Origin of the sequence: Nibrella viscosa, assembly GCF_039541875.1 — a bacterium.
GTDB classification, from domain to species: domain Bacteria; phylum Bacteroidota; class Bacteroidia; order Cytophagales; family Spirosomataceae; genus Nibrella; species Nibrella viscosa.
Genome location: NZ_BAABHB010000012.1, coordinates 185,260 through 207,725 on the forward strand (window position 1 = coordinate 185,260; position 22,466 = coordinate 207,725).

At 52.4% G+C, this 22,466-nt stretch carries 16 protein-coding genes, 1 pseudogene and 1 CRISPR repeat array; of the genes and pseudogenes, 6 read left to right on the plus strand and 11 right to left on the minus strand.

The features are described from left to right. Position 1 precedes the first annotated feature (1 nt). The 6 genes from ABD931_RS23025 (at position 2) to ABD931_RS23050 (ending at position 9,740) form a co-directional block, all read left to right on the plus strand. Positions 2 to 1,723 carry a hypothetical protein gene (locus ABD931_RS23025; protein ID WP_345270357.1) on the plus strand — a complete coding sequence of 574 codons (1,722 nt, stop codon included), beginning with the start codon at positions 2 to 4 and terminating at the stop codon, positions 1,721 to 1,723. Positions 1,724 to 1,739: 16 nt separating this feature from the next. After that, positions 1,740 to 2,828, plus strand: coding sequence for a DevR family CRISPR-associated autoregulator (locus ABD931_RS23030; protein ID WP_345270358.1), 1,089 nt, complete (start codon positions 1,740 to 1,742; stop codon positions 2,826 to 2,828). Next, on the plus strand, positions 2,825 to 3,391 hold the full coding sequence (gene cas4, locus ABD931_RS23035) for a CRISPR-associated protein Cas4 (RefSeq protein WP_345270359.1): 567 nt from the start codon (positions 2,825 to 2,827) through the stop codon (positions 3,389 to 3,391). The genes ABD931_RS23030 and cas4 overlap by 4 nt, the downstream gene beginning before the upstream one ends. Positions 3,392 to 3,394: 3 nt before the next feature. After that, positions 3,395 to 4,495: a type I-B CRISPR-associated endonuclease Cas1b gene (gene cas1b / locus ABD931_RS23040; RefSeq protein WP_345270360.1), complete on the plus strand. Its 1,101-nt coding sequence runs from the start codon at positions 3,395 to 3,397 to the stop codon at positions 4,493 to 4,495. Positions 4,496 to 4,518: 23 nt separating this feature from the next. Then, on the plus strand, positions 4,519 to 4,782 hold the full coding sequence (gene cas2 / locus ABD931_RS23045) for a CRISPR-associated endonuclease Cas2 (protein WP_345270361.1): 264 nt from the start codon (positions 4,519 to 4,521) through the stop codon (positions 4,780 to 4,782). Positions 4,783 to 4,989: 207 nt separating this feature from the next. Further along, positions 4,990 to 9,396: a CRISPR direct-repeat array (repeat unit 29 nt; unit sequence GTATCAATCGGACCTGCGGGTATTGAAAT). Between the two features lie 80 nt (positions 9,397 to 9,476). Then, entirely contained in the window at positions 9,477 to 9,740 is a 264-nt protein-coding gene (locus ABD931_RS23050; protein ID WP_345270362.1) for a hypothetical protein, read from the plus strand. A gap of 16 nt (positions 9,741 to 9,756) precedes the next feature. On the opposite strand, the gene ABD931_RS23055 is transcribed toward ABD931_RS23050, so the two are convergent. The 11 genes and pseudogenes from ABD931_RS23055 to ABD931_RS23100 all read right to left on the minus strand — a co-directional run bounded on the left by ABD931_RS23055 (position 9,757) and on the right by ABD931_RS23100 (position 22,388). Continuing rightward, positions 9,757 to 10,836, minus strand: coding sequence for a M20 family metallo-hydrolase (locus ABD931_RS23055; RefSeq protein WP_345270364.1), 1,080 nt, complete (start codon positions 10,834 to 10,836; stop codon positions 9,757 to 9,759). Positions 10,837 to 10,920: 84 nt separating this feature from the next. Beyond that, positions 10,921 to 11,814 carry a S1 family peptidase gene (locus ABD931_RS23060; RefSeq protein WP_345270365.1) on the minus strand — a complete coding sequence of 298 codons (894 nt, stop codon included), beginning with the start codon at positions 11,812 to 11,814 and terminating at the stop codon, positions 10,921 to 10,923. 211 nt (positions 11,815 to 12,025) lie between these two features. Further along, entirely contained in the window at positions 12,026 to 12,907 is an 882-nt protein-coding gene (locus tag ABD931_RS23065; protein WP_345270366.1) for a DUF937 domain-containing protein, read from the minus strand. A 128-nt stretch (positions 12,908 to 13,035) separates the two neighbouring features. Then, positions 13,036 to 14,139, minus strand: coding sequence for a spore photoproduct lyase family protein (locus ABD931_RS23070; protein WP_345270367.1), 1,104 nt, complete (start codon positions 14,137 to 14,139; stop codon positions 13,036 to 13,038). A gap of 570 nt (positions 14,140 to 14,709) precedes the next feature. After that, positions 14,710 to 15,600 carry a hypothetical protein gene (locus tag ABD931_RS23075; protein WP_345270369.1) on the minus strand — a complete coding sequence of 297 codons (891 nt, stop codon included), beginning with the start codon at positions 15,598 to 15,600 and terminating at the stop codon, positions 14,710 to 14,712. Positions 15,601 to 15,767: 167 nt separating this feature from the next. Next, positions 15,768 to 16,850 (minus strand): aminotransferase class V-fold PLP-dependent enzyme, encoded by a 1,083-nt coding sequence (locus tag ABD931_RS23080; protein ID WP_345270370.1) that lies wholly within the window; start codon positions 16,848 to 16,850, stop codon positions 15,768 to 15,770. Further along, a pseudogene (locus ABD931_RS29295) lies at positions 16,847 to 17,200 on the minus strand (DUF5615 family PIN-like protein). The gene ABD931_RS23080 and the pseudogene ABD931_RS29295 overlap by 4 nt, the downstream one beginning before the upstream one ends. Beyond that, positions 17,197 to 17,418, minus strand: coding sequence for a DUF433 domain-containing protein (locus ABD931_RS23085; protein ID WP_345270371.1), 222 nt, complete (start codon positions 17,416 to 17,418; stop codon positions 17,197 to 17,199). The pseudogene ABD931_RS29295 and the gene ABD931_RS23085 overlap by 4 nt, the downstream one beginning before the upstream one ends. A 6-nt stretch (positions 17,419 to 17,424) precedes the next feature. After that, positions 17,425 to 19,329 (minus strand): phosphoglycerate dehydrogenase, encoded by a 1,905-nt coding sequence (gene serA, locus ABD931_RS23090; RefSeq protein ID WP_345270372.1) that lies wholly within the window; start codon positions 19,327 to 19,329, stop codon positions 17,425 to 17,427. An 81-nt stretch (positions 19,330 to 19,410) separates the two neighbouring features. Beyond that, positions 19,411 to 20,502: a YheT family hydrolase gene (locus ABD931_RS23095; protein WP_345270373.1), complete on the minus strand. Its 1,092-nt coding sequence runs from the start codon at positions 20,500 to 20,502 to the stop codon at positions 19,411 to 19,413. 80 nt (positions 20,503 to 20,582) lie between these two features. Next, entirely contained in the window at positions 20,583 to 22,388 is a 1,806-nt protein-coding gene (locus tag ABD931_RS23100) for an acyl-CoA dehydrogenase (protein ID WP_345270374.1), read from the minus strand. Positions 22,389 to 22,466 lie beyond the last annotated feature (78 nt).

Sequence of the window (22,466 nt, forward strand, 5' to 3'; positions counted from 1 at the left end):
TATGGCTTCATCAAACCAATTTACACTCTTCGATGACTTTGGCGAGGGCCCCAAACCGTCTGTTATACCAAAAACACATCAATTGCCCGTATGTGATGGAGGCTATTTTGATGCGTTAGCTGCTATTGGGTTAGCTGTGCTTGTCGATGCTTATATTGATACGGGTGGCGTGTCCCCTTTGATAGTATGGACACCCGATGGCTTTGTTGTCAGCTATAAAGAAGTTGGGCATCGGCAAGTTCCTAAGCTGCGCGATTTGAAGTATTCAGTAGCAGGAGCATGGCGCAAAGGCGATAAAGACTCTTGGAAAGCTGCAGAAGGTCATACAAAGAAATCGCCCGGCTGGGATAATACTCCTGTTATCAATACTGATAGTGCTGAAGTGGACGTTTCACAAAGCCCCGAAATCCCTATCACAATTGGGGAAAGAACACTAAAGATGCTGAACCCAGAGCGTCAGCTTTATGGAGTTGCCAACAAGTTGGGTTCGCCTGAGTGGTTTAACCTTTGCGTATATGCCTGCCGTGTACGGGGGTTGGAGCTTTTGGATGGTAGTTTTAACGAGAGTAGTATCACGGTAAATAGCATGGTACTCCCGCAAGCATCGAAAGGAGCTTTTGCATCAAGCAGTTTTTCAATTGAAAATAAAAGCCTACCCGGAACGATCACTACATCTTTAAGTCGGCTGACTTGTTTGGCAGTGGCAGGATTCATATTTGCAGCCAAAGGTCAGAGTCCGCAAAAATCTGTCCAGGGTTTTGCCATACCTGTACCGAAACATCTCCGTTTAGAGACTATAAAAAGGATAGTTAAACAGAACAGAGAACGTTTATCCAACGGCGGCTTCTTTTTTGCCTATGACAACTATTTAGCTCTACTCAAATCGCTGCTTGAGTATCAAGAAGATGAAAAACCGTTAGGAGAAGATGCCACACTGTTCAGTGTAGCGGGAGCAAGCTTTATTCCATTAGGCAACAGTTCTTCGCCGAGTGGCTCATGGCAACTAGCGATTCCAAAACACCGATACACGATTGAATCTGTCGAACGGCTACAAAGACTGCTTATAAGCTGGAAGAGAGCTAAACAAACAGGTAAAGATAAAACCATTTCAATTGACCGTTCGGCAGTCGCCAAACTTATGCGGGGCTTTGAATACAGCGACCCGAAAGAAGCGACCGAGGGCTATTTAGAGTACGTGTTTGACGTGGGTTTAGTCACTACCAGCAATAATAGAATATACTTCTTAACGCAAAATTTTTTCAAAGAAATTATGGCACACAAGTATCAACCATTACTTCAGGAACTACTTGAAGGCGACCTAAAACCCTTCGTTAATTTAGTTCGCCAGGAGACCTACCACGCAGCTTTTCCGCCGAAAGGGCAAGCCGAAACACAACCGAATTATCAAATGATTCGGAGTTTACGTGAAGTGCAAAATTCTGACGACTTAATTAAAGCGATTACTGAAATCGCTATTGAGCGCGGGATAACTAAGATTGCTACAGTAAATAGTTCAAAAAGCAAAGCAGAAAGATGGCTCAATCCTTATGAGCCCGCTCTTAAACGGCTAATTGAACTAGCCGAATCCGATTACTCTCCAAAACTGCTCGCAAACCTGATTCTATCTTTCGCTTTATCTAAACGGCCTTATGAACAAGTAGATGGCGACGATAACGCCGAGAACTTGCTTGATGCATTACAAACAGAAGAAACTAACGACTAACACACGCAACACAACCATGAACCTTTCAGACATTAAACACTTATCAATCGTCGGCGAACTAACCGTCAATCTGGCTAGCCTTAACAACGAAGGCACCGAAGGCTCGGCTACTCAACCCCGTACTGCTGTTGTTGTGCGTGATAAGAAGCTGTACACTGTTCCTGCTATTTCGGGCGATATGGTGAAACACTGGCACGCTCAGCACTTGGCCACCATTGCCCAAGAACGAAACTTACCACTGTGTGGCTATGCACAGGGAAAATACATGAATCCTAACCGGTTAAAGGGTGAGTTAGCAAGCCGGGACTGGCTTATTCAACGTTTTCCCGAAGCCACTGCTTGGACAGGTGAGTTAAAAGGGCAAAGCGCGGCTGTACAAAAACAACAACTTGAAGCAACACTATATCGTTTGTTGGCATCAGAATGTTTGGTAACAGATGCACACGGCCTGTTACTTACAGAAGTAGATAACCGAGACAGAGGTAATGGTTTCTCGGCTTCGGTGGCTGTTCCCCGAACAGGTCGGGTACAATTCGGCATTATGGCGGGTATTCCAGAGGTTAGCCATATCCAGCATTATTTTCATGCCAAATTTGTAAAACACCGTTCGGGAATTCAGTCACGGGAAAATACGGCGAACGAAGGGCAGAATATTTTTACTCGTCCCGCTTCCAGTGCTGTATTTGCGTTCGTTTGCGTCATTGACTTAGCCGGACTTGGGTGGGATGATGCAGCCAACGCCTATGCGATTAGCGATGCAGTAATGCGAAATAAACGTAAACAGGCCGTAATTGACGCTCTCAGCTATACGCTGATGCACCAACCTGGTGCTAATACTAGTCAGCAATTCCCACATGTCATGGATTTTCAGGGAGCCATTGTTACCTCAACAAGCCGTTGCCCCGCACCGACAGTCAGCCCCCTAACAAGAAACTTTAAGACGATTTTGACCGGTCTGGTTGAGAATATTAATCGAATGAACGGTAACCAGGCATTAACCTATCAAGAAGCCACTGGCATCGGCGATGTAGTTGAGAAACTGACTACAATTGCACATGGCCCCAAAACAGAAAATAAGGATTCTGAGGTAGAAGCGAAATCATGACCTCCCCCACCAACCTCCGCGTCGGTGGGATGCTGGTGGGGTACTACCGGCTGTGCCCGCGTAAGGCGTGGCTGTCGATGCGGGGCATCTGGATGGAGCAGGAATCGGATACGGTCGCGCTGGGGCGGCTACTCGACCAATCCAGCTACGACCGGGCCGATAAACACCTGACCATCGAAGCGGTAGCCCCCGACGGCACGGCGCTTATCGGTAAAATTGACCGGGCTAACCTGCGCGAAGGCGTCCTCCACGAAACCAAAAAGAGCCGCTCCTGCGAAGAATCCCATATCTGGCAGGTGCGGTTCTACCTCTGGCTGCTGGCGCTGAACCGCAACAATGGTCCGGACGATACCCCGATCCCGGGACCGGGCTTCCGGGGGCAGTTGGACTATCCGCTGCTGCGCCGGACAGAAACGATAATTCTCGACGAGGAACACGTTGCGGAACTGGCCGGCACCGTTGCGGCCATCCGGGACCTGGCTACGCAGGCAACGCCCCCGCCGAGACTCGCCAAACGCTCCTTTTGCAAACAATGCGCGTATGAAGAACTCTGTTACGGTTAACCGATGAAAAAGCCTTACTACCTTTTCTCCAGCGGGCGACTTAAACGCCGGCATAATACCCTCGCGCTCGAACGCGCATCGGGCGACCGCAGCCCGGACACCCGCATCGACGGCCCCGACCCGCACGACGAGGGCCTGCCTTCGGTGGAGCCGGATGGCAAAACGCAGTCGTTTCCCGTGGAGACCGTCGACAGTCTGTACCTGTTTGGTGAACTTGACCTGAACACCCGGCTCGTTACTTTTCTGGGGCAGCAAGGCATACCTACGTTTTTCTTCGATTACTACGGCTACTACACGGCCACACTGTACCCGCGCGAAGCCCAATTGTCAGGGCGGCTGCATATTGAGCAGGCCCGGCATTACCTCAGCGCCAAAAGGCGGCTGGTCCTGGCCAGGGCTTTTGTAGAAGCCGCCCTGTTTAACATTGAACGGGTCGTGAAGTATTATCAACCCAGACTGGAGAGGGAGGCCAGGGTGAGTGTCCAAACAACCCTGACGGACCTGAGCCGCGATCGGGACGATTTGCCCCTGACGACAAACATTCAGACGCTGATGGCGGTGGAAGGCCGAATCCGGAACCGGTACTACCAGCTATGGCCCTATTTTCTGGGTCCTGAGGTAGCGGCCCGGTTTCCGTTCACCAAACGCGAACGGCAACCGCCCTCCAACGAGTTAAATGCGCTGATCTCCTTCGGGAATTCGCTTTGTTACACCACTGTTTTGCGCCAGATATACCGCACCGCCCTGGACCCGACCATTGCTTTTTTGCATGAACCTGGTGACCGACGGTTTTCGCTGTCGCTCGATTTGGCGGAGGTGTTTAAGCCGCTGCTCGTCGACCGGATGATTTTCCGGCTGCTGAAAACCGGTGAAATCCAGCCAAAGCACTTCTCGGCGCAACTCGGCGGGTGCTACCTGACCGAAGCCGGCCGGAAGGTAGTGGTTGCCCATTGGGATGAACGGTTGAGCCAAACCGTGCAGCACCGGACGCTGAACAAGCGCGTTTCGTATGAGCGGCTCATCCGGCTGGAGTGTTATAAACTGGTGCGTCATCTGTGTGATCCGGTGGGTGAGCCGTATCAGGGCCTGCACATGTGGTGGTAGCCATCAACCTGTTCTTTGACATCATGCCTTATGTAATTGCCGTATACGACGTTAATCAGAAGCGTACGGGTAGAATGCTGAAATTATTCCGGCGCTACCTGACCTGGGTACAGAACTCGGTGTTTGAGGGTGACCTGACGATGGCCCAGCTCAAGCAGTTGCAACAGGAAGCAGAATCGTTGATGCAGGACTCCGACGGCGTTGTTTTTTATCAGCTTCGCGACGAGCGGTACAGTGAACGTATAGCCATCGGCGTTGACAAAGCTGAGCGGAGCCGTTTCCTGTAAGTCGTCGGCCGGTTGCATTCAGACCGGCCGCTCAGGGGAGTCATTACCAATGTTGCCGGCTCAACCCTGTTTACGGGGTATATTGCCTAGTTTAGCGAGTCGTCGGCCTGCGGGGTATTTTGCACTACCGCAGGCCGACGATTTTTTCTTTTTTTTTCGCCCCAAAAAAGACCCTCAGCGCAATTTGAAACGTATTTTTGTGCTGGTGTATCAATCGGACCTGCGGGTATTGAAATGTAAAGACCGGCATGAGGATGCGTCTTAAAACGAAAACACGTATCAATCGGACCTGCGGGTATTGAAATTTCAGGTCGGAGTTGACATCGGCTTTACCGTCCGGAAGTATCAATCGGACCTGCGGGTATTGAAATCTGGATGAGTGACGTCAGAAAGGTTTACGCCAACGAGTATCAATCGGACCTGCGGGTATTGAAATAGAAGCTCAAGGCCTGGAAGCGCGACCAGGCTCTGCGTATCAATCGGACCTGCGGGTATTGAAATATGGATAACCTGCTGATCAACACGTATCGGCAGAAGAGTATCAATCGGACCTGCGGGTATTGAAATTTTTTTCTTGGCAACCTCAACGTAAGCCTCGTTGAAGCGTATCAATCGGACCTGCGGGTATTGAAATGTGAGCTGGAGGAGCTGGCCGCGTTTGGCAGTCTCGTATCAATCGGACCTGCGGGTATTGAAATGGGCTACCGGATGGCTTCTGAACTGTTACAGGGCAAGTATCAATCGGACCTGCGGGTATTGAAATCTAACTCAAAATCTGATTACCCAGGGCGAGGCAGAAGCGAGTATCAATCGGACCTGCGGGTATTGAAATTGCACTTTCGGCGTGGTGGTCGGGAAACTGCACAAGGTATCAATCGGACCTGCGGGTATTGAAATGGTAACCAAACCGGCCCAGGACGATCCGCCCACCGATGCGTATCAATCGGACCTGCGGGTATTGAAATCAGGGGGAATGCCGCCTGTCGATCAACGCCAAAACGTATCAATCGGACCTGCGGGTATTGAAATCCCGGCGTTTTCCTCCAGCGACCGGCAGAGCTGGCGTATCAATCGGACCTGCGGGTATTGAAATCTGAGTGATCTGATTGATTTTGGGGGAAAAGTCGGCCGGTATCAATCGGACCTGCGGGTATTGAAATTTGATTTTCTGGCAAACCTGGCCACGGTTCACGCTGTGTATCAATCGGACCTGCGGGTATTGAAATTGGAAGCTTATCAGTGTCATTGTGAAGCCTGGTTGGGGTATCAATCGGACCTGCGGGTATTGAAATACGCATCTATCAGCTTGGAGCATCCGGCCTGACCTAGTATCAATCGGACCTGCGGGTATTGAAATCAGCTAAGCCCGCCATGAACACCCGCAACAGAATCCAGTATCAATCGGACCTGCGGGTATTGAAATGTGATTACTCCAGTGAATGGCTGCTGATCGGCTTCGTATCAATCGGACCTGCGGGTATTGAAATGGGCGCTTGTCGGTATGGAAACGCTTGCAGCGTGGTGTATCAATCGGACCTGCGGGTATTGAAATAAGCCAAACGCAAACAGGAGGAAGCGGGCCGGCTGGTATCAATCGGACCTGCGGGTATTGAAATAGCTGGAACAAGATTGCGGGCCTTGCGTTTGCGCGGTATCAATCGGACCTGCGGGTATTGAAATACGATCTTTTTCAGTTCGTCCTGTTCGGCTTTCGATTGTATCAATCGGACCTGCGGGTATTGAAATACGTGGCCGGGAGCCGGGGGTATAACCTCCAGTTTGCGTATCAATCGGACCTGCGGGTATTGAAATTTTATACTGGGAAGCCCAACAATATCCAGGCCGGCGTATCAATCGGACCTGCGGGTATTGAAATATGACGTCCTGTTTGCCATCGCGCACGTCGGGTGTGGTATCAATCGGACCTGCGGGTATTGAAATATGTGCTCATCACGCATGGTCCGCCTTACGCCATTAGTATCAATCGGACCTGCGGGTATTGAAATAGGGCCTTCTGCTGTATGTGACCGACACCAACGCCACGTATCAATCGGACCTGCGGGTATTGAAATGAGGCTCCCCGATTGCTTTACCTGAGGAGCGCTGTAAGTATCAATCGGACCTGCGGGTATTGAAATGCGAACATCGACAGCATGGGCTGGGAAACCCCTATGCGTATCAATCGGACCTGCGGGTATTGAAATTGGCGCTGGTGGTCTACTCCTTCGGCAACGCCCGCGGTATCAATCGGACCTGCGGGTATTGAAATTGGAGCGGGCGATTGGCGAGGTGGTGCAGGCGTACTTGTATCAATCGGACCTGCGGGTATTGAAATAGGTGAAGGCGGGGAACGAAACTGTCTGCCCCGCCTGTATCAATCGGACCTGCGGGTATTGAAATAAGGGCAAAACAGGATCGCAACTGGTTCGGCATGAAGTATCAATCGGACCTGCGGGTATTGAAATGCAAAGTACTTTGCAAGCGAAAGCTACAGAAAATCAAGTATCAATCGGACCTGCGGGTATTGAAATAGACAAACGCCATGCACCAGTATTCACCCTGAGCTAGTATCAATCGGACCTGCGGGTATTGAAATCAGCTAAACCGCCATGAACACCCGCAACAGAATACAGTATCAATCGGACCTGCGGGTATTGAAATGGGAACACATATTCGGTAATAGTGCAGTCGGTGCGGTATCAATCGGACCTGCGGGTATTGAAATCAACGTAGCGCCCTACAGCGACGCACCGGCTGAGCAGGTATCAATCGGACCTGCGGGTATTGAAATTTACCTTTGTTAGCGGCTAATGGGGGTATCGGCAGAAGTATCAATCGGACCTGCGGGTATTGAAATGTATACGGGTAATGCCTAGTTCGTCTTCATAGGCGTCGTATCAATCGGACCTGCGGGTATTGAAATTCGAAATAGATGATGTCGTATTCGGCCTGTAACGGCGTATCAATCGGACCTGCGGGTATTGAAATATGCCACATTCACCGATCAGGCCCGCGCCATCAAGTGTATCAATCGGACCTGCGGGTATTGAAATAAGGTTCTCGTCCGAATACACCCGCAGCAGCGTAGGTATCAATCGGACCTGCGGGTATTGAAATCTATTCCCAATGCCGCAATTCTGACCACGCGCAACGTATCAATCGGACCTGCGGGTATTGAAATATAAACACCCCCTGGGCGGCATTCCCTCCGCGCTGCGTATCAATCGGACCTGCGGGTATTGAAATGCGGTCGCAGCGGATATAAACGATTAACAGGAAGAGGTATCAATCGGACCTGCGGGTATTGAAATTTGAAAAACCAGGCTGCGTCGCCGGCCATTTCGCGGTATCAATCGGACCTGCGGGTATTGAAATGCGGGGAATAAAACGATGTCCATCGGATCGGGGGTGTATCAATCGGACCTGCGGGTATTGAAATTGATCGTGGCCGGCCTGTTTGCCGTCCTGCTGCTTAGTATCAATCGGACCTGCGGGTATTGAAATGTTGTTGCGTCTGGCCAGTATGCCCAGCATGGCGTCTGTATCAATCGGACCTGCGGGTATTGAAATCTAATGGCGATGTGTATACAGCGGTCAATATTATCAGTATCAATCGGACCTGCGGGTATTGAAATCTGAGTTCCTGAACATCGACATCCCTGATCCAACGGGTATCAATCGGACCTGCGGGTATTGAAATACGAATACCAGGCGATGACCACCCAGCAGGTTCCGCGTATCAATCGGACCTGCGGGTATTGAAATGTTTTGTGGTAAACCTGGTACGGGCTGGCTACCTGGAGTATCAATCGGACCTGCGGGTATTGAAATGTGTCTACATCGAGTATTCACGCGCTTTTCTACGGTGTATCAATCGGACCTGCGGGTATTGAAATTTGTCCACAGATAGATGCTGTGGGGCGAATCGGTCAGTATCAATCGGACCTGCGGGTATTGAAATACAACTTCAAAAAATTCATCCGGCATATCTTCGTAGGTATCAATCGGACCTGCGGGTATTGAAATTATTGTCCATCAGTTCCGCGCAGTCATACAGGCCCAGTATCAATCGGACCTGCGGGTATTGAAATGACTTCGGCATAGGCTTCGGCGGGCGATGACAACAAAGTATCAATCGGACCTGCGGGTATTGAAATCGCTTCAGGCGCTGCACCTAAGCCCACCCCCGCCCGAGTATCAATCGGACCTGCGGGTATTGAAATGTCGACCTGTTGAACGGCCTTCTCGGTCATACTCAGCGTATCAATCGGACCTGCGGGTATTGAAATTTGGCGTCGATGTGACCCCTGTTGTCTGGCAGTTTCGTATCAATCGGACCTGCGGGTATTGAAATCCGGTTATCTGAAGTGGCAAACTTCTTTCAGTCGATGTATCAATCGGACCTGCGGGTATTGAAATGGGTGCGGGCGCTGATTCAGGATTACCTCGACAAGGTATCAATCGGACCTGCGGGTATTGAAATTATTGTCTAGTAGTTCGGCGCAGTCGTATAGCCCCAAGTATCAATCGGACCTGCGGGTATTGAAATTGGTGTAGTTCGGTGGTACCCAGATCCGCCACTATAGTATCAATCGCACTTTCGGGTATTGAAAGGTGATGACTGTCTACCTGCACGGCACCCGGTCTGACGTGGCCATTCTTGTTTCACCCAATTATTCTTCAATTTTTAAGTTATGGAAAAAGAAAAGCTGGATTTGGATTATGAGCTGCAAAAAGCGCAGCAGGAACTAGCCGAGAGCATCAAGGTCTTAACGGCTCACGGGTTCGTTGTGGATACGACCGAGTGGCTAACCTTAAAGCGGTATGCCAAAAAGTACGGCGTTTCTATTCAGGTAGTGACCAACTGGATTGGCCGGGGCATCATCCCCAAAGATTGTACGATGGTGCTGCACGAATTTAATGACATTCGGCTGGTGAAGGACCGACCTTATAAATAGCAAGAGATTGGACGCCTTACACCACGCCTTCCAGCATCTGAATATACAGCCCTATCCCCTCTTCAATTTCGCGCAGGTAGATGAACTCATCGGCGGTGTGTGAGCGGCCGGAGTGGCCGGGGCCGCATTTGAGCGAGGGGCAGTCGAGCAGGGCCTGATCGGAGGTGGTGGGAGAGCCGTAGGTAGAACGACCGAGGGCGATGCCGGCCTGAACAATGGGGTGGTCGACGGGAATGCTGGAGGGTTTCAGCCGGATGGAGCGGGGCTTTACCTCCGATTGGATGTGCTGCCGGATGGTTTCGGTCACCTCTTCCAGCGTGTACTGCTCCGTCACGCGTACATCCACCGTAAACGTACAGGCATCGGGTACGACGTTGTGCTGCGTGCCGGCATTGATGATGGTTACCGACATTTTGATCGGTCCCAGCGTTGGAGAGACCTTCGGGAACTGGTAACTGGTGATCCAGTTGATGTCCTGAATGGCTTTGTAGATGGCATTTTCGCCTTCGTTGCGGGCGGCATGGCCCGATTTGCCGTGGGCGGTGCAGTCGAGCACCAGCAGGCCCTTTTCCGCTACGGCCAGGTGCATCTCGGTGGGTTCACCCACAACGGCAAAGCTGATGGGGGGCAGTTCCGGCAGGATCAGTTCCAGCCCTTCGCGCCCGGAGATTTCCTCCTCCGCCGTGGCCGCCATCACGATGTTGTAGGCCATATCGGTCCGGTCGTAGAAGTAGCAGAAGGTAGCCAGCAGGGAAACCAGACAACCGCCGGCATCGTTGCTGCCGAGGCCAAACAGTTTGCCGTCACGCTCCAGCGGCTCAAAGGGGTTCAGCGTCCAGGATTTGTTGGGCTTTACGGTATCGTGGTGCGAATTGAGCAGCAGGGTCGGTTTGGCCGGGTCGAAGTAATGGTTGAAGGCCCAGATGTTGTTTTTCGTTCGCCGGAGGGGAATCTGTTGCTCCTGAAAAAAAGCCTCGATCAGCCGGGCGGTCTGATCCTCCTCGCGACTGAAGGAGGGTGTTGCTATTAAACGCCTGAGCAATGCAATGGCTGATTCAGTCAGTTCCGCCTGCCGGGAAGTATTCGTTACGGTCATACACACAAATCAAAATCACAACGAAAATCGCGAAAACACCCCTAAAAACCAAACTATCCCCTACTCCTTTCCTCCCATCTCCCCTTACTCCTCGTAATACCTGACCCCCTTCTCCTGCAAAAACTGCTTAATCACATCCACGTGAACGCATTGCCCGACATTGAGAAATGGATAATTGGAAACCCTCGTTTTACGGCCGTTGACAATCACGTCCCGGTCTTCAATATCAAAGCCCAGGTGCAAATGCCGGGTGGCACTCTGCATACCATACACGGTGCCGTTGACGTCGAACAAGGGGGCACCGCTTTGACCCCGCAAACCGGGGGTACTCAGTTCAATGCCGGTGATCTCGCCGTTGCGGGCGTTATCGCTCATCAGCCGGGTCACAATGCCGTCGATGGGAAAACGGGGCGAGTGAACACGGCCCTCATTGGTCCACTCAATATCGTCGGTATCTTTGTTGTAGCGGTAATTGGTAAACTCGGGGAACGGATAGCCCAGGCGGCACAAACTCCGCCCGGATTTGATGCGGCTGCTGTCGCGCAGGAAGGTGGCATAGGACCGGTACAGAATACGGTTATACCCTTTGAACTGTAAAAGGGCCAGGTCCTGCGTCGGGTGGGCATCAATCCGCAACTCGGTAAACTGGTCGACGCAGTTCAGGAAGTTGTTCCGGATGCGAATCATCGTTTCTGCCCGAAACTGGTATTTTTCCTCCAGACGCTGCAGGTGCTGCCCGTAGTTTTTATGGCGTTGAAAGGGATGGCGCTCAGCCAGAAAATTCCGGTGGTGCCTGTAAATATCCTCGGCGGTGGAGATAAGGTCGGCTACGTGCTTACAGGTAACGGCGCAGGCCTGCTCATTCACAAAAAACAGCGTAGCGCTACCGGGCAGGATTTCGCTGTGACCATACATCCGGATAATCGAGTGAATCGGCCGGGTAAACAGGTCAACGCGTTCAATCGCTTCTACAAACATTGACAATGGACAAAAGGAGGAACAAATTAACGAAATTTTGGTCGGTTATCGGCAAAAACAAAAGCAGCCCTCCGAAGAAGACTGCTTTGTTCAGGTCGACAGCGCTTAACAGTTCAACCTAAAGTCTGGACGCCGGACGTTAGATAGTAAACGCTGGACTTTGACTTTTGTCCAATGTCTGCCATCCGGTGCCTAAAGCCTACCGGAATACTTACCGCCGATCGAACGGACCGGCTGCGGTATCGCGGGTGGAGCCCTGGGCGTCGTCGATATTTTGCCGGGTCGATGGGGAGGTATCCTCTACCCGATCCGGCTCTGCGCGTGATGTAGTATCGGTATAAACTCCGTCTGTACCCGTCTGATTCTGTCGGCATTTCTGGACAATAAAAAACAAAACGATGGCGGCAACCACGTAAAGCACCCAACGTAGCCAGGCTATGTTTTCGCGCCGACGCTCTACATGGGTACTCAGCGGTATATCCGGACTAACCGGCGTACTCGTCATCGTAGTGGTGCCCTGAATGCTTTCGCCATCTTCCGTACGCATTTTATCCAGATTCAGCACGCTGGATAAGGAAGCCAGCCCTGTTGGGATACTCGCGCGGATATAATTGGCCTGACCGGCCAGCAGCGTCGTCAGATTAGTGGCTGATAAGCCTTTATCCTGCGCCTGCCGACCCAGAATACCCATGAGCACCGAGCCGGCCAGTCCCATCAGGGTCAAGGCCGACGGTCGCTGAACGCCACTGTGCAGGGCAATAGCCCCGGCTACTTCGTCGGTATTGTCCCCAAATATCCGGTCGAGCAGGCTACTGCCCGTGGCGGCTGCGGCCTGTTCGTCCCCACGGGAGCCCATAACCTGCGATATATCGAGGGGTGTATTGCCGTAATTGCCGTCTTTGAGCAGATCAACTATATCGGAGGCACCGCCCGATTCCTGTACGCGCTGCGCCATACCGCCCAGTACCGCCGGCAGAACGCCTGCTACTGCTTTTCGGGTGTTATTGGGAGTTTCGTTTAAATGACTGCTGAGCTGGTCAACAACCGAAGGCGTAAACTGCTCTTCGAGATACGATAGAAGGTTAACAGCCATGTCCATAACGTTGGTTTATTCATACATAAAACCGCCTGTCAAGCGGAATGTTCGATAAAGTTAGCAGGATAGCGGATAAGCCAATGAGGCAAATCCAAAAGAGCCGCCCGTTAAGCGGCTCCCTAGAATCAGGTCCAGTAAAGAATGGGAGCGCTGGGAAAGCGCTGCTGCCACTCGCGGAAGAAGAACTGCTTCAGTGTCTGCATATCGGCTGGTTTGTAGACGTACTTGGTGCCGCCAAACTTATTGCGCTTTTCGGCACGGCCGGCCTTGTCCATTTCCAGCGACGTATTCGGGTACCACTGCAACAGCACATCTTTGGAGCCGGGCGTAAAGCGATGGCTGATAAACTCGGCGTTGAGGTCGCAGGAAAAATCCAGCGTATCGGCCAGCCGGTCGAGCAGGTGAGTGTAGTGTTCCTGCCAGTCGGGAATAGGCATAATGGGGGCCAGCACCACGCCAATGGGGTAACCACCGCCACCAGCTTCGCGGGGTAAAGCCAGCTTGCGCAGGGCCTGCAACCGAGCCTCTACGGATGCAGTACCACCTTCGAGCCGCCGGGCCACGGCTTCGGCGTTGAGGCTGACGCGGGCACGGGTCTGGCAGTGGTGCGGCAGATCCAGCAGCGAATCTACCTGATCGTACTTAGTCACGAACCGCAACTGAGCCTGCTCCCGCCTACCGAAGTACCGAATACATTCGGCCAGGCTACCGGTGAGGTGTTCAATGCCGATGACGTCGGTATAACAGCTTACCTCAAATGTGGTTAGTTTACCCGGCTGCTCATAGCCGGCGGTAGCTTCCAGCATCTTCGGCAAATTGGCGTAGGCCCGGACAACAGGCGGTCCCTGCAAACTACCCGCCAGGTAGCAATACTGGCAGTGGGCCGGGCAGCCTTCGGCCAGGTTCATCTGCCAGTCGGCGGAGGGCGGAATGGGTTGCAGCCGGAAGGCACTCGGCGGGGCACTCACCACGGCGAGGGTGTTTTTGGCAATGCGGTAGGTCTCCCGCTCATCGGCTCCGCGCAGGCCGGTGATGCGGTTGTTTTTCATTACCTCAATGGGCAGATCCAGCGCCGAGACCCGCTCGTAGATCTGCCGGCCAAACGGTTCATTGAGCGCATCGGGCGTAAACACCACGCGCTTCGGCATCCAGAGCCGCGCCGACCGCAGCAGCGGAGCGGGCGTAATACCAGAAGAGGAGGGTGAAGAATCGGAAGTTTCAATGATCATAATTGATGAAGGAAACGGGTCGACAACGCGCAAACCACCAGCACACCGCTCCTATAGAATAACACCAAACTGCCCTTTATAAATCCCTTTACCAAAAGACCGAAGTGGTGATAACAAACTCATTTTAAAAGACTTACATAAGCAACAAAAAATATTTTTGCCGGTTTACTTGACCGGATAAAAATTCTGAATAATTCTCCTGTAGTTACATTATTTGTATATACATATTCTTTAAATCCTGCTCTACACTATATGCAAACGTCGACTACTTCTATTCAGCCCCGAAAGATTTTATGGGTGGCTCCGCTGGCCGGCTTTGTTGCCGCCATCCTCAACACGATCCTGTAATTTATCGGTAGTTCAACCGGCCTGTTACAGGATAATCTGGTAATGCCCTCGGGCGACTCCTTACGCTTGCCGCAGGTTATATTTATGTCGATTATGCCGGCGCTGGTCGCCGGGGTGGTGGTTGGTATGCTCACCCGGCACACGCGTTAACTAAACCTGTGACTGAAAACAAAAAATGCCGGCTGAGTTGCAGTCCGGCATTTTTTGTTGGTCAAAAAGCCTTTACGGATTAGCCCGGCTGAAATAATAATTGAAGCCTAAGCGGAAACGACCGCCCCGGTTACGGCCTGCCAGCGGATTTGCCTGGTCGTAGTAGTTGTTCTCCAGCGAGATCTCCCCACCTAAGTTGGGCAAGAGCCGGAACATGGCACCCAACTCCAGATTTATGCTATTAAAACGGGCGCGGGAAGCGTCGCCTACATTACTGGCATATTCCTGGCCAACATTATACCCGACACCCCCAAAAGCGCTGAACCGGCCTCTCAGCGGATAATACCGGACAAAGCCACCGAACTGATTGGCCCGGTAACTGGTACTTAGCCGGTTCTCGAATCCATACCGCAGACCCGCCATTACGCCCGGCAGGAAGAAATAGCCGACTCGCGGGTGAAAGTTCAGATAGGTACCGCTGCCCCGTCCGAGGCCAAAACCCAGCGACGCACCGATAAAAATGCTACCCGGCTGAAACCACGACAGCTCATTCCGACGAAGCTCCCGTACTTCCTGGCGCACATCCTGGCTTACCTCCTGCGCCGTTTCTTTGACCTCTTGTGTCGCATTAGACACACCCTGTTTCACATCCTGCACCGTATTTTTAGTAGCCTCCTTTACATCCTGCACGGTATTCCGCGTAGCATCCTTTACATCATCTACCGTATTTTTTGTGCCTTCTTTCACGTCCTGGGCGGCATTCGATACCCCCTGCTTTACATCCCTCGCAGCTTCTTTGGCATTTTGTTCTGCCCGATTTACACCCTGACGAACATCCTGTTTCGTGCGCTCGTCAATAACGGGTCGATTTTCGTTGGTTCGCAGGGTGTCATTCGTTGTCTGTGCATACGACGCTGTCGAGAGCAACGCCAGCAGTGCCGGCATGATTAGTAATCGTCTCATAGTCGTTAAGTTGGATAAATAAAACATACTCTTTTCTTTCAGTAACGTAACTCAGGGCAACCCATAAAGTTTATAGACTTTTAGCCTATTACTCCCGAAACAGCCAAAAGGCGGAGGGGATCAACAGCATGTTGATCCCCCCCGCCCTGGCTTTATGTCCCTGCCGATTACCCGATTTTTTTTAATTCATCAATCAGCACACCGATCTGCCCGGCAGAGGTAGCCGGAAAGTTGGCGATCCGTATCTGCGACTCTTTGAACTTGCCATAGCCGCTGCCGACCACCATACCCGCCTGCTTTACAGCGCTGATTACCTCGGCGGAGGGTTTGTTCGTTTTCGCCACAATGACAGTTTGCGACCGGTGCCGCTCCTCTTTCACAAACGGCTCATACAAATCACTGCTCTCCAGAAACTTGTACAGCATCCGGGCTTTTTCTTCCGTCTGCCGCCGGAGGGTGTCAATACCGATGGTGTTCATGTCTTCCGCAATCTTACCCAGCAGGCAGATGCCCAGCACATTGGGCGTAGCGGGTGTTTCAAACGTCTGGTAATTTTTCCAGAGTGCCGGCAGCGTATGGTGGGCCCCGATAACGCTGCCTTCGTACCGCTGCAGCCGTTCGGCCTTCTCCAGGCATTTGTCGTTCACAATCCAGACGCCCAGGCCGGCGGGCATTCCAAAGGCTTTCTGCACCGAGAAGAAGGCGGAATCAATCACGCTGAAATCCAGATCGGGATACGGTGCCGACGATACCATATCGACCGCAAACAGCTTCTTGCTGTATTTCCGCTTCAGCTTATGAATTTCCGGGGTTCGCATCTGTACGCCCGACGATGTTTCGTTATGCGTCACACACACCAGTTCAGCATATTCCGGCACCTCTGCGTCGGCATAGTCGAACCCTTCGCCAAACGGTTTTTCGGCAATATGTGCGTACTTGTGCAGGGCTTTGGCGTAATCATAAAACTTGCGCGAGAACGAGCCGTTGACCAGGTGAAAGCTTTCGTGCTCCACGCAGTTCAGCAGGAGTCGCTCCCAGACTTCGGAAGCCGAGCCGGTAAACAGAATCGCGTGCGAGGCCGGGATGTTGAGCATGGCCCGGAGTTGTTCGTCGGTGAAGCGGTATATATCGCGGAAACGCTGGCTCCGGTGCGAAATAGACCCAATCTGCTCATCCAGCGCCGTTTGCAGGTGCTGGTAAAACGTCGGATACAACTCGGCCGGGCCGGGAGTAAAGTAAGTTTGTTTCATGCTGGCAAATTGTATATCTCAAGACAGCCTCTAGGGGCATCTAGCTCCCCGAATAAAAATGCCTTAATAGAAGGCTTATGATTAATCAGAAGTTCAGCTACTTCATCATTAGTCAGATTTCCCGTACGCAGCCAGATTACCAACGGAGGAGGACCGTAGAGAACGTTAAGGTTGTAAAAATCTTCGTCGAACGTACCAACAGCAAACCCTTTCTGACGAGCAAACTCCCAAACTTATTTATCAAGCTTATTGATTAAGAAGTTTTGTTTGACACTCGCTACCTCCTCAAAATGCGCTCTGATTTTCCTGACTACGCGGTGGGAAATGTTCTGATCCAATAGAATTTTCATAAAGCCCGTCGGACACCGTTTTCTTTATCGGCGACAAATGCCGGACAAGCCTGGATGTCTTCCCGGCTCAGTTCCGGGAAGTCATCCAGGATTTGCTCAAAGGTCATTCCCGACGCCAGCCAGGCCAACACATCACCAACCGTAATTCGCATCCCGCGAATACAGGGTTTGCCGCCACGCTTGCCGGACTCTATGGTTATGATATGCTGATAGTTCATTTGTCCTCAGTACAACAGCCTGAACTTAATCGTATGCTCGATCCGCTTCAGTTCCTCCACTACTTCTTCGGAGTAGTTTTTGGCGATGTCGGTAATCACATAACCGATACTCTCGGTAGTTTTCAGATACTGGCCCTGAATATTAATGTCGTGCTTGGCAAAGATCTGGTTGATCCGGCCCATGATACCCGGCACGTTGGCGTGAATATGCAGCAGGCGATGTGAGTCTTTCAGCAGCGGCAGTTGCAGTTCGGGGAAGTTAACGCTACCGTAGGTGCTGCCGTTGTTGATGTACTCCAGCAGTTTGCCCGGTACAAAGTTGCCGATATTCTCCTGAGCCTCTTCGGTACTGCCACCAATATGGGGGGTCAGAATTACGTTCGGGAAACCGCGCAGTTCACTCACAAACTCTTCCTGATTGGTCTTCGGCTCGTGCGGAAATACATCAAGGCCCGCACCGGCTACTTTACCACTTGTCAGGGCCGCTACCAGCGCCGGTACATCCACTACATGCCCACGGGCGAGATTCAGAAACAGCACCCCGTTTTTCATCAGGTCGAACTCGCGCTTACCAATCAGGTTTTTGTTAGCGGGACGGCCGTCGACGTGCATGCTGATGATGTCGGCAATGGCCAGCAGTTCATCCAGCGATTTGCACTTGCGGGCATTACCCAGCGCGAGTTTGTCCACTACATCGTAGAAGTACACTTCCATACCCAGCGCTTCGGCTACCACCGATAATTGCGTACCGATGTTACCGTAGCCAATCAGGCCCAGTTTCTTACCGCGCACTTCAAAGCTGTTCCTGGCCGACTTATCCCATACGCCCTGGTGCATCTGGTTGCTCTTCGGCACGATATTCCGGATGAGCATGATGATTTCCCCAATGGCCAGTTCGACCACCGACCGGGTATTGCTGTACGGCGCATTGAACACGGCAATACCACGCTCCATACAAGTCTTCAGATCAATCTGGTTGGTACCGATGCAGAACGCACCAATGGTCATCAGTTTGTTGGCGTTTTCCAGCACCCGGCGGGTAACCTGCGTTTTGGAACGGATACCCAGAATAGAGACATCACGGATGGCTTCGATGAGTTCATCCTCATCCAGCGCTCCCTTTCGGATCTCTACCTTAAAGCCCTCCTGCTCGAACAGATTCACCGCCACCGGATGAACATTCTCCAGCAGCAGCACTTTAATGCGGCTTTTGGGGTACGACTGGCTCCGGCTCAGTTTATTATGGTACAGAAACTCATCGAGCGAGGGGGCAATATGATCTGCTTTTTCAATCACGGTTGGACGCATAACGTTTTCGGTAAACGCATAGAACCGGTTGGCCAGACCAGCTTCTTTAATTTCGTAATCGGTGTAGCCGTCTCCAATAACGTACACGTCACCATCGAGGTTCAGGTCGCGGATGAGCTGCACTTTCCCCTTGTCCATCGACAGCGGATTGGTACAATCACAGCCGATGATGTTACCCGCTTCGTCAAATTCGAAGGTATTGGCAAAAACATGGTCTTCTTTAATGCCCAGAGGTGTAACAATAGGCACTATGAATTCTTTGAAGCCGCTGGATATTACGTAAATCTGATCGGCATGATCGGTCAGGAACACCCGGTTGCGCTGGAAGGAATCGGATACTTTGCCGGTCAGGGTTTCAATCAGCGCGGGAAGGTGGTCGCGGTGGGCGTTGAGCAGTTTCAGCCGCAGCCGGAGCGATTCGGCCACGGAGATTTCGCCCGCCATGCCGCGGTCGGTAATGGCCTTGATCTGGGCCAGAATGTCGTTCCGGTCGGGGCGGGCCGCCAGAGAAATTTCGCCCAGCACATCGAGGGCTTCAACTTTGGTAAACGTACTGTCAAAGTCGATGACGAAATACGTTTGTTCCAGTGGTTTGGTTAACATAAAGCGTAAGTTTCCAATTCAACAAAAGCCGCGTCACTAATCATTTTTCAGAAGATCTTCTATCGTTTGTTGAAGATGTGCTTAACTGGTCAAAAAGGCCAAAGCCCGCTGCTCCGACCAGTACACGCCGTTGATGGGGTCGCTGGACGGAAAGCCGCAGTGGCCACCCTGCTCAGGAAACTCCATATATACGTTCGGTAGTTCCCGGGCGAGGTCCTCCGGATAACATTCCGGAGCCAGTAACGGATCGTTTTTAGCGTTGATGATGAGGGTCGGTATGGCAATACTCCGCAAAAACCGGATAGAACTGTTTTGCTGATAGTAATCCTGCGCGTCGCGGAACCCGTGCAGAGGTGCCGTATACCGATCGTCGAAGTCCGCAAAAGTACGAACCCGGCGGTAGTCTTTGGAAGATATTTTTTCGGGAAACAATTTTTCTTTGCCTACGACCTTCTCCTGCAGGTGTCGGAGGAAGCGCCTGAGGTACACGCGGGAGAAGCCCCGGTCGATCATCACACTGCTGGCTGCCAGATCCATCGGCACCGAAAACGCCACGGCTTTTTTAACTTCAGCCGGCAAATCATGCCCCCGCTCCCCTACGTACTTCAGCGTAAGGTTACCGCCCAGGCTATAGCCGATCAGCGAAATATTGGTGTACCCTTTCTCGATGGCATACTGTACTACATGGTCGAGGTCTTCGGTAGCCCCGCTATGGTAAAACCGCAGTTGCCGGTTCATCTCCCCGCTGCATGACCGGAAATTCCAGGCCAGGCAATCGAACCCATGCTCCGTCAGATGCCGGACCATTCCTGCCACATACGGCCGGCTGGAATCGCCTTCGAGGCCGTGGGAAAGAATAGCAAGGGGCTTTTGCGCAGGGGGCTTGGGGCGTGGGGCTTGGGGTAAAAGGCTACCGCCTGTCGTTATAATCTCGTTTACACCTGGCTCCGCATTTCCTCCGCTGTCCCCATCGACCCCACGACCCAAGCCCCCTGCCCCTTGCTCAAAAGCATGCGCCCAATCCAAATCCAGAAAATCATCATCGGGGGTGTCAATGCGCTCGCGCAGGTAGCTGACCGTTACGCGCCGGAACAGCGACGGGACGATGGTTTGCAGGTGGCCGTTCCAGAGACGGGCAGGCGGCCGGTAGCTTGACGGCTGAATCAGCGGCATGGGGGCAAAGTTAAGAATTAAGAGTGAAGAGTTAAGAGTTACCGGTCTCCCAACAACTCTTAACTCTTAATTCTTAACTCCTAAAGGGCAAGCTCTTTTTCCGACACGATCGTCAGCACTTCGGTGTCTTGCAGGCGTTTGGCTAGGCCGAGGGTTTTGGGCACTTCGTAGTGGAAAAAGTACTTCATGGTGTGCAACTTACCTTCGTAGAAAGCCAGTTCGTCGCCCTGTGGGTTTTGGGTCAGTAGCGCCTGCTTAGCTACAACGGCCTGCTTCAGCCACTGCCAGGCAATGGTGACAATGCTGTACAGCTCCAGGTACAGCGTGGCATCGGCCAGGAAGCGCTCGTAATCGCCTTGACCGGCAAACGGCAGCAGGCTCATCGTTACGTCATGGATGCGCTTTAACTCCCCTTCGAGCCTATCGGCGTAGGGCTTCAGGTCGTCGTGGGTGGAGGCTTCGGCAATGATCCTGCGGATTTCGGCGAAGAGCAGTTGGGTAGCCTTCCCGCCTTTCATGGTCACCTTCCGGCCCAGCAGGTCCTGCGCCTGAATGCCCGTAGTGCCTTCGTAAATCGGCGTAATGCGGATGTCGCGGTAGAGCTGCTCAATCGGAAAATCTTCGGTATAACCATAGCCGCCGAGCGTCTGCATACTTTGGCTGACCGACTGCACACCCATCTCCGACGGATACGTTTTGGCAATCGGCGTCAGCAGGTCAAGGAGCAATTGGTAAGTTTCCCGCTCTTCGCCTTCTGTTACGTGAATCAGGTCTGACAACCGCGAACACTCCAATAAGATAGAGAGCGACCCTTCCACCACCGCCTTCTGGAACAGCAGCATCCGGCGCACGTCGGGGTGGTTGATAATCGGCGTCTGGGGAGCATCCAGCAGGTTCTTTTCGTTTAGCCGGCGGCTTTGCGGCCGTTCCTTCGCGTATTGCAGCGCGGCATAGTAAGCCGCCGTGGCAATGGCAGCCGCCGTCATTCCCACGCCGATCCGGGCTTCGTTCATCATCTGGAACATATACGGCAGACCCTGATGCGGCTGACCAACCAGCCACCCGATGCAGTCGTCGCGCTCGCCCATCGTCAGGTGCATGGCCGGTACGCCCTTCTGTCCCATCTTGTGGTAGACGCCGGTCGAGGTGACGTCGTTGTCGGTGAAGCCGCCATTGCCGTCGGGCCGGTATTTGGGCACCACAAACAGCGAAATACCCTTGGTGCCTTTGGGAGCGCCTTCGATGCGGGCCAGCATCAGGTGAATGATGTTGTCGGAGGCATCGTGGTCACCGGCGGAGATAAATACCTTCTGGCCTTTGATTTTATACGAGCCATCCGGCTGTGGAACGGCGGTGGTCATCACATCCGATAAGGAGCTACCGGCCTGTGGTTCGGTCAGCGCCATCGTCCCCTGCCATTTGCCGGACAGCATATTCGGTACGTAGGTCTCCTGCAGCTCCGGTGTGCCGAATGACGCGATCAGGTGGGCCGCGCCCGAGGTCAGGCCGATATACATCATGCCATTATTAGCGGCCATCAGGATAAAGCTGACGGAGGCATTGATCAGTTCAGGCAGTTGCTGCCCACCGTGTTCAAACGAGAAACCGGCACCGATGAGGCCCGCTTCGCCCATGGCCGTGAGGTATTCCCGGATTTTGGGGTGAACGGTAACCTTGCCATCCTTTAGTTCGGGCTGGTTCTTATCAATATCCCGTAGGTACGGGTGCATCAGCGTATCGGCTATCTGCGCGGCCGATTCCAGCACCAGATTAAAGGTTTCGCGGTCGTGCGCTTCAAAATACGGATAGTGGGTCAGTTGCCCGGCATTGAACACTTCGAACAATAAAAACCGAAGGTTCCGCTTGCTGAAATAAGGAGTCGTCATACGATGTGGTCTTTTTTGCAAAAGGTATGCATGCATACCAATGCCGGTAAAAATACTTTTTTTGCGCCATAAAAGTAT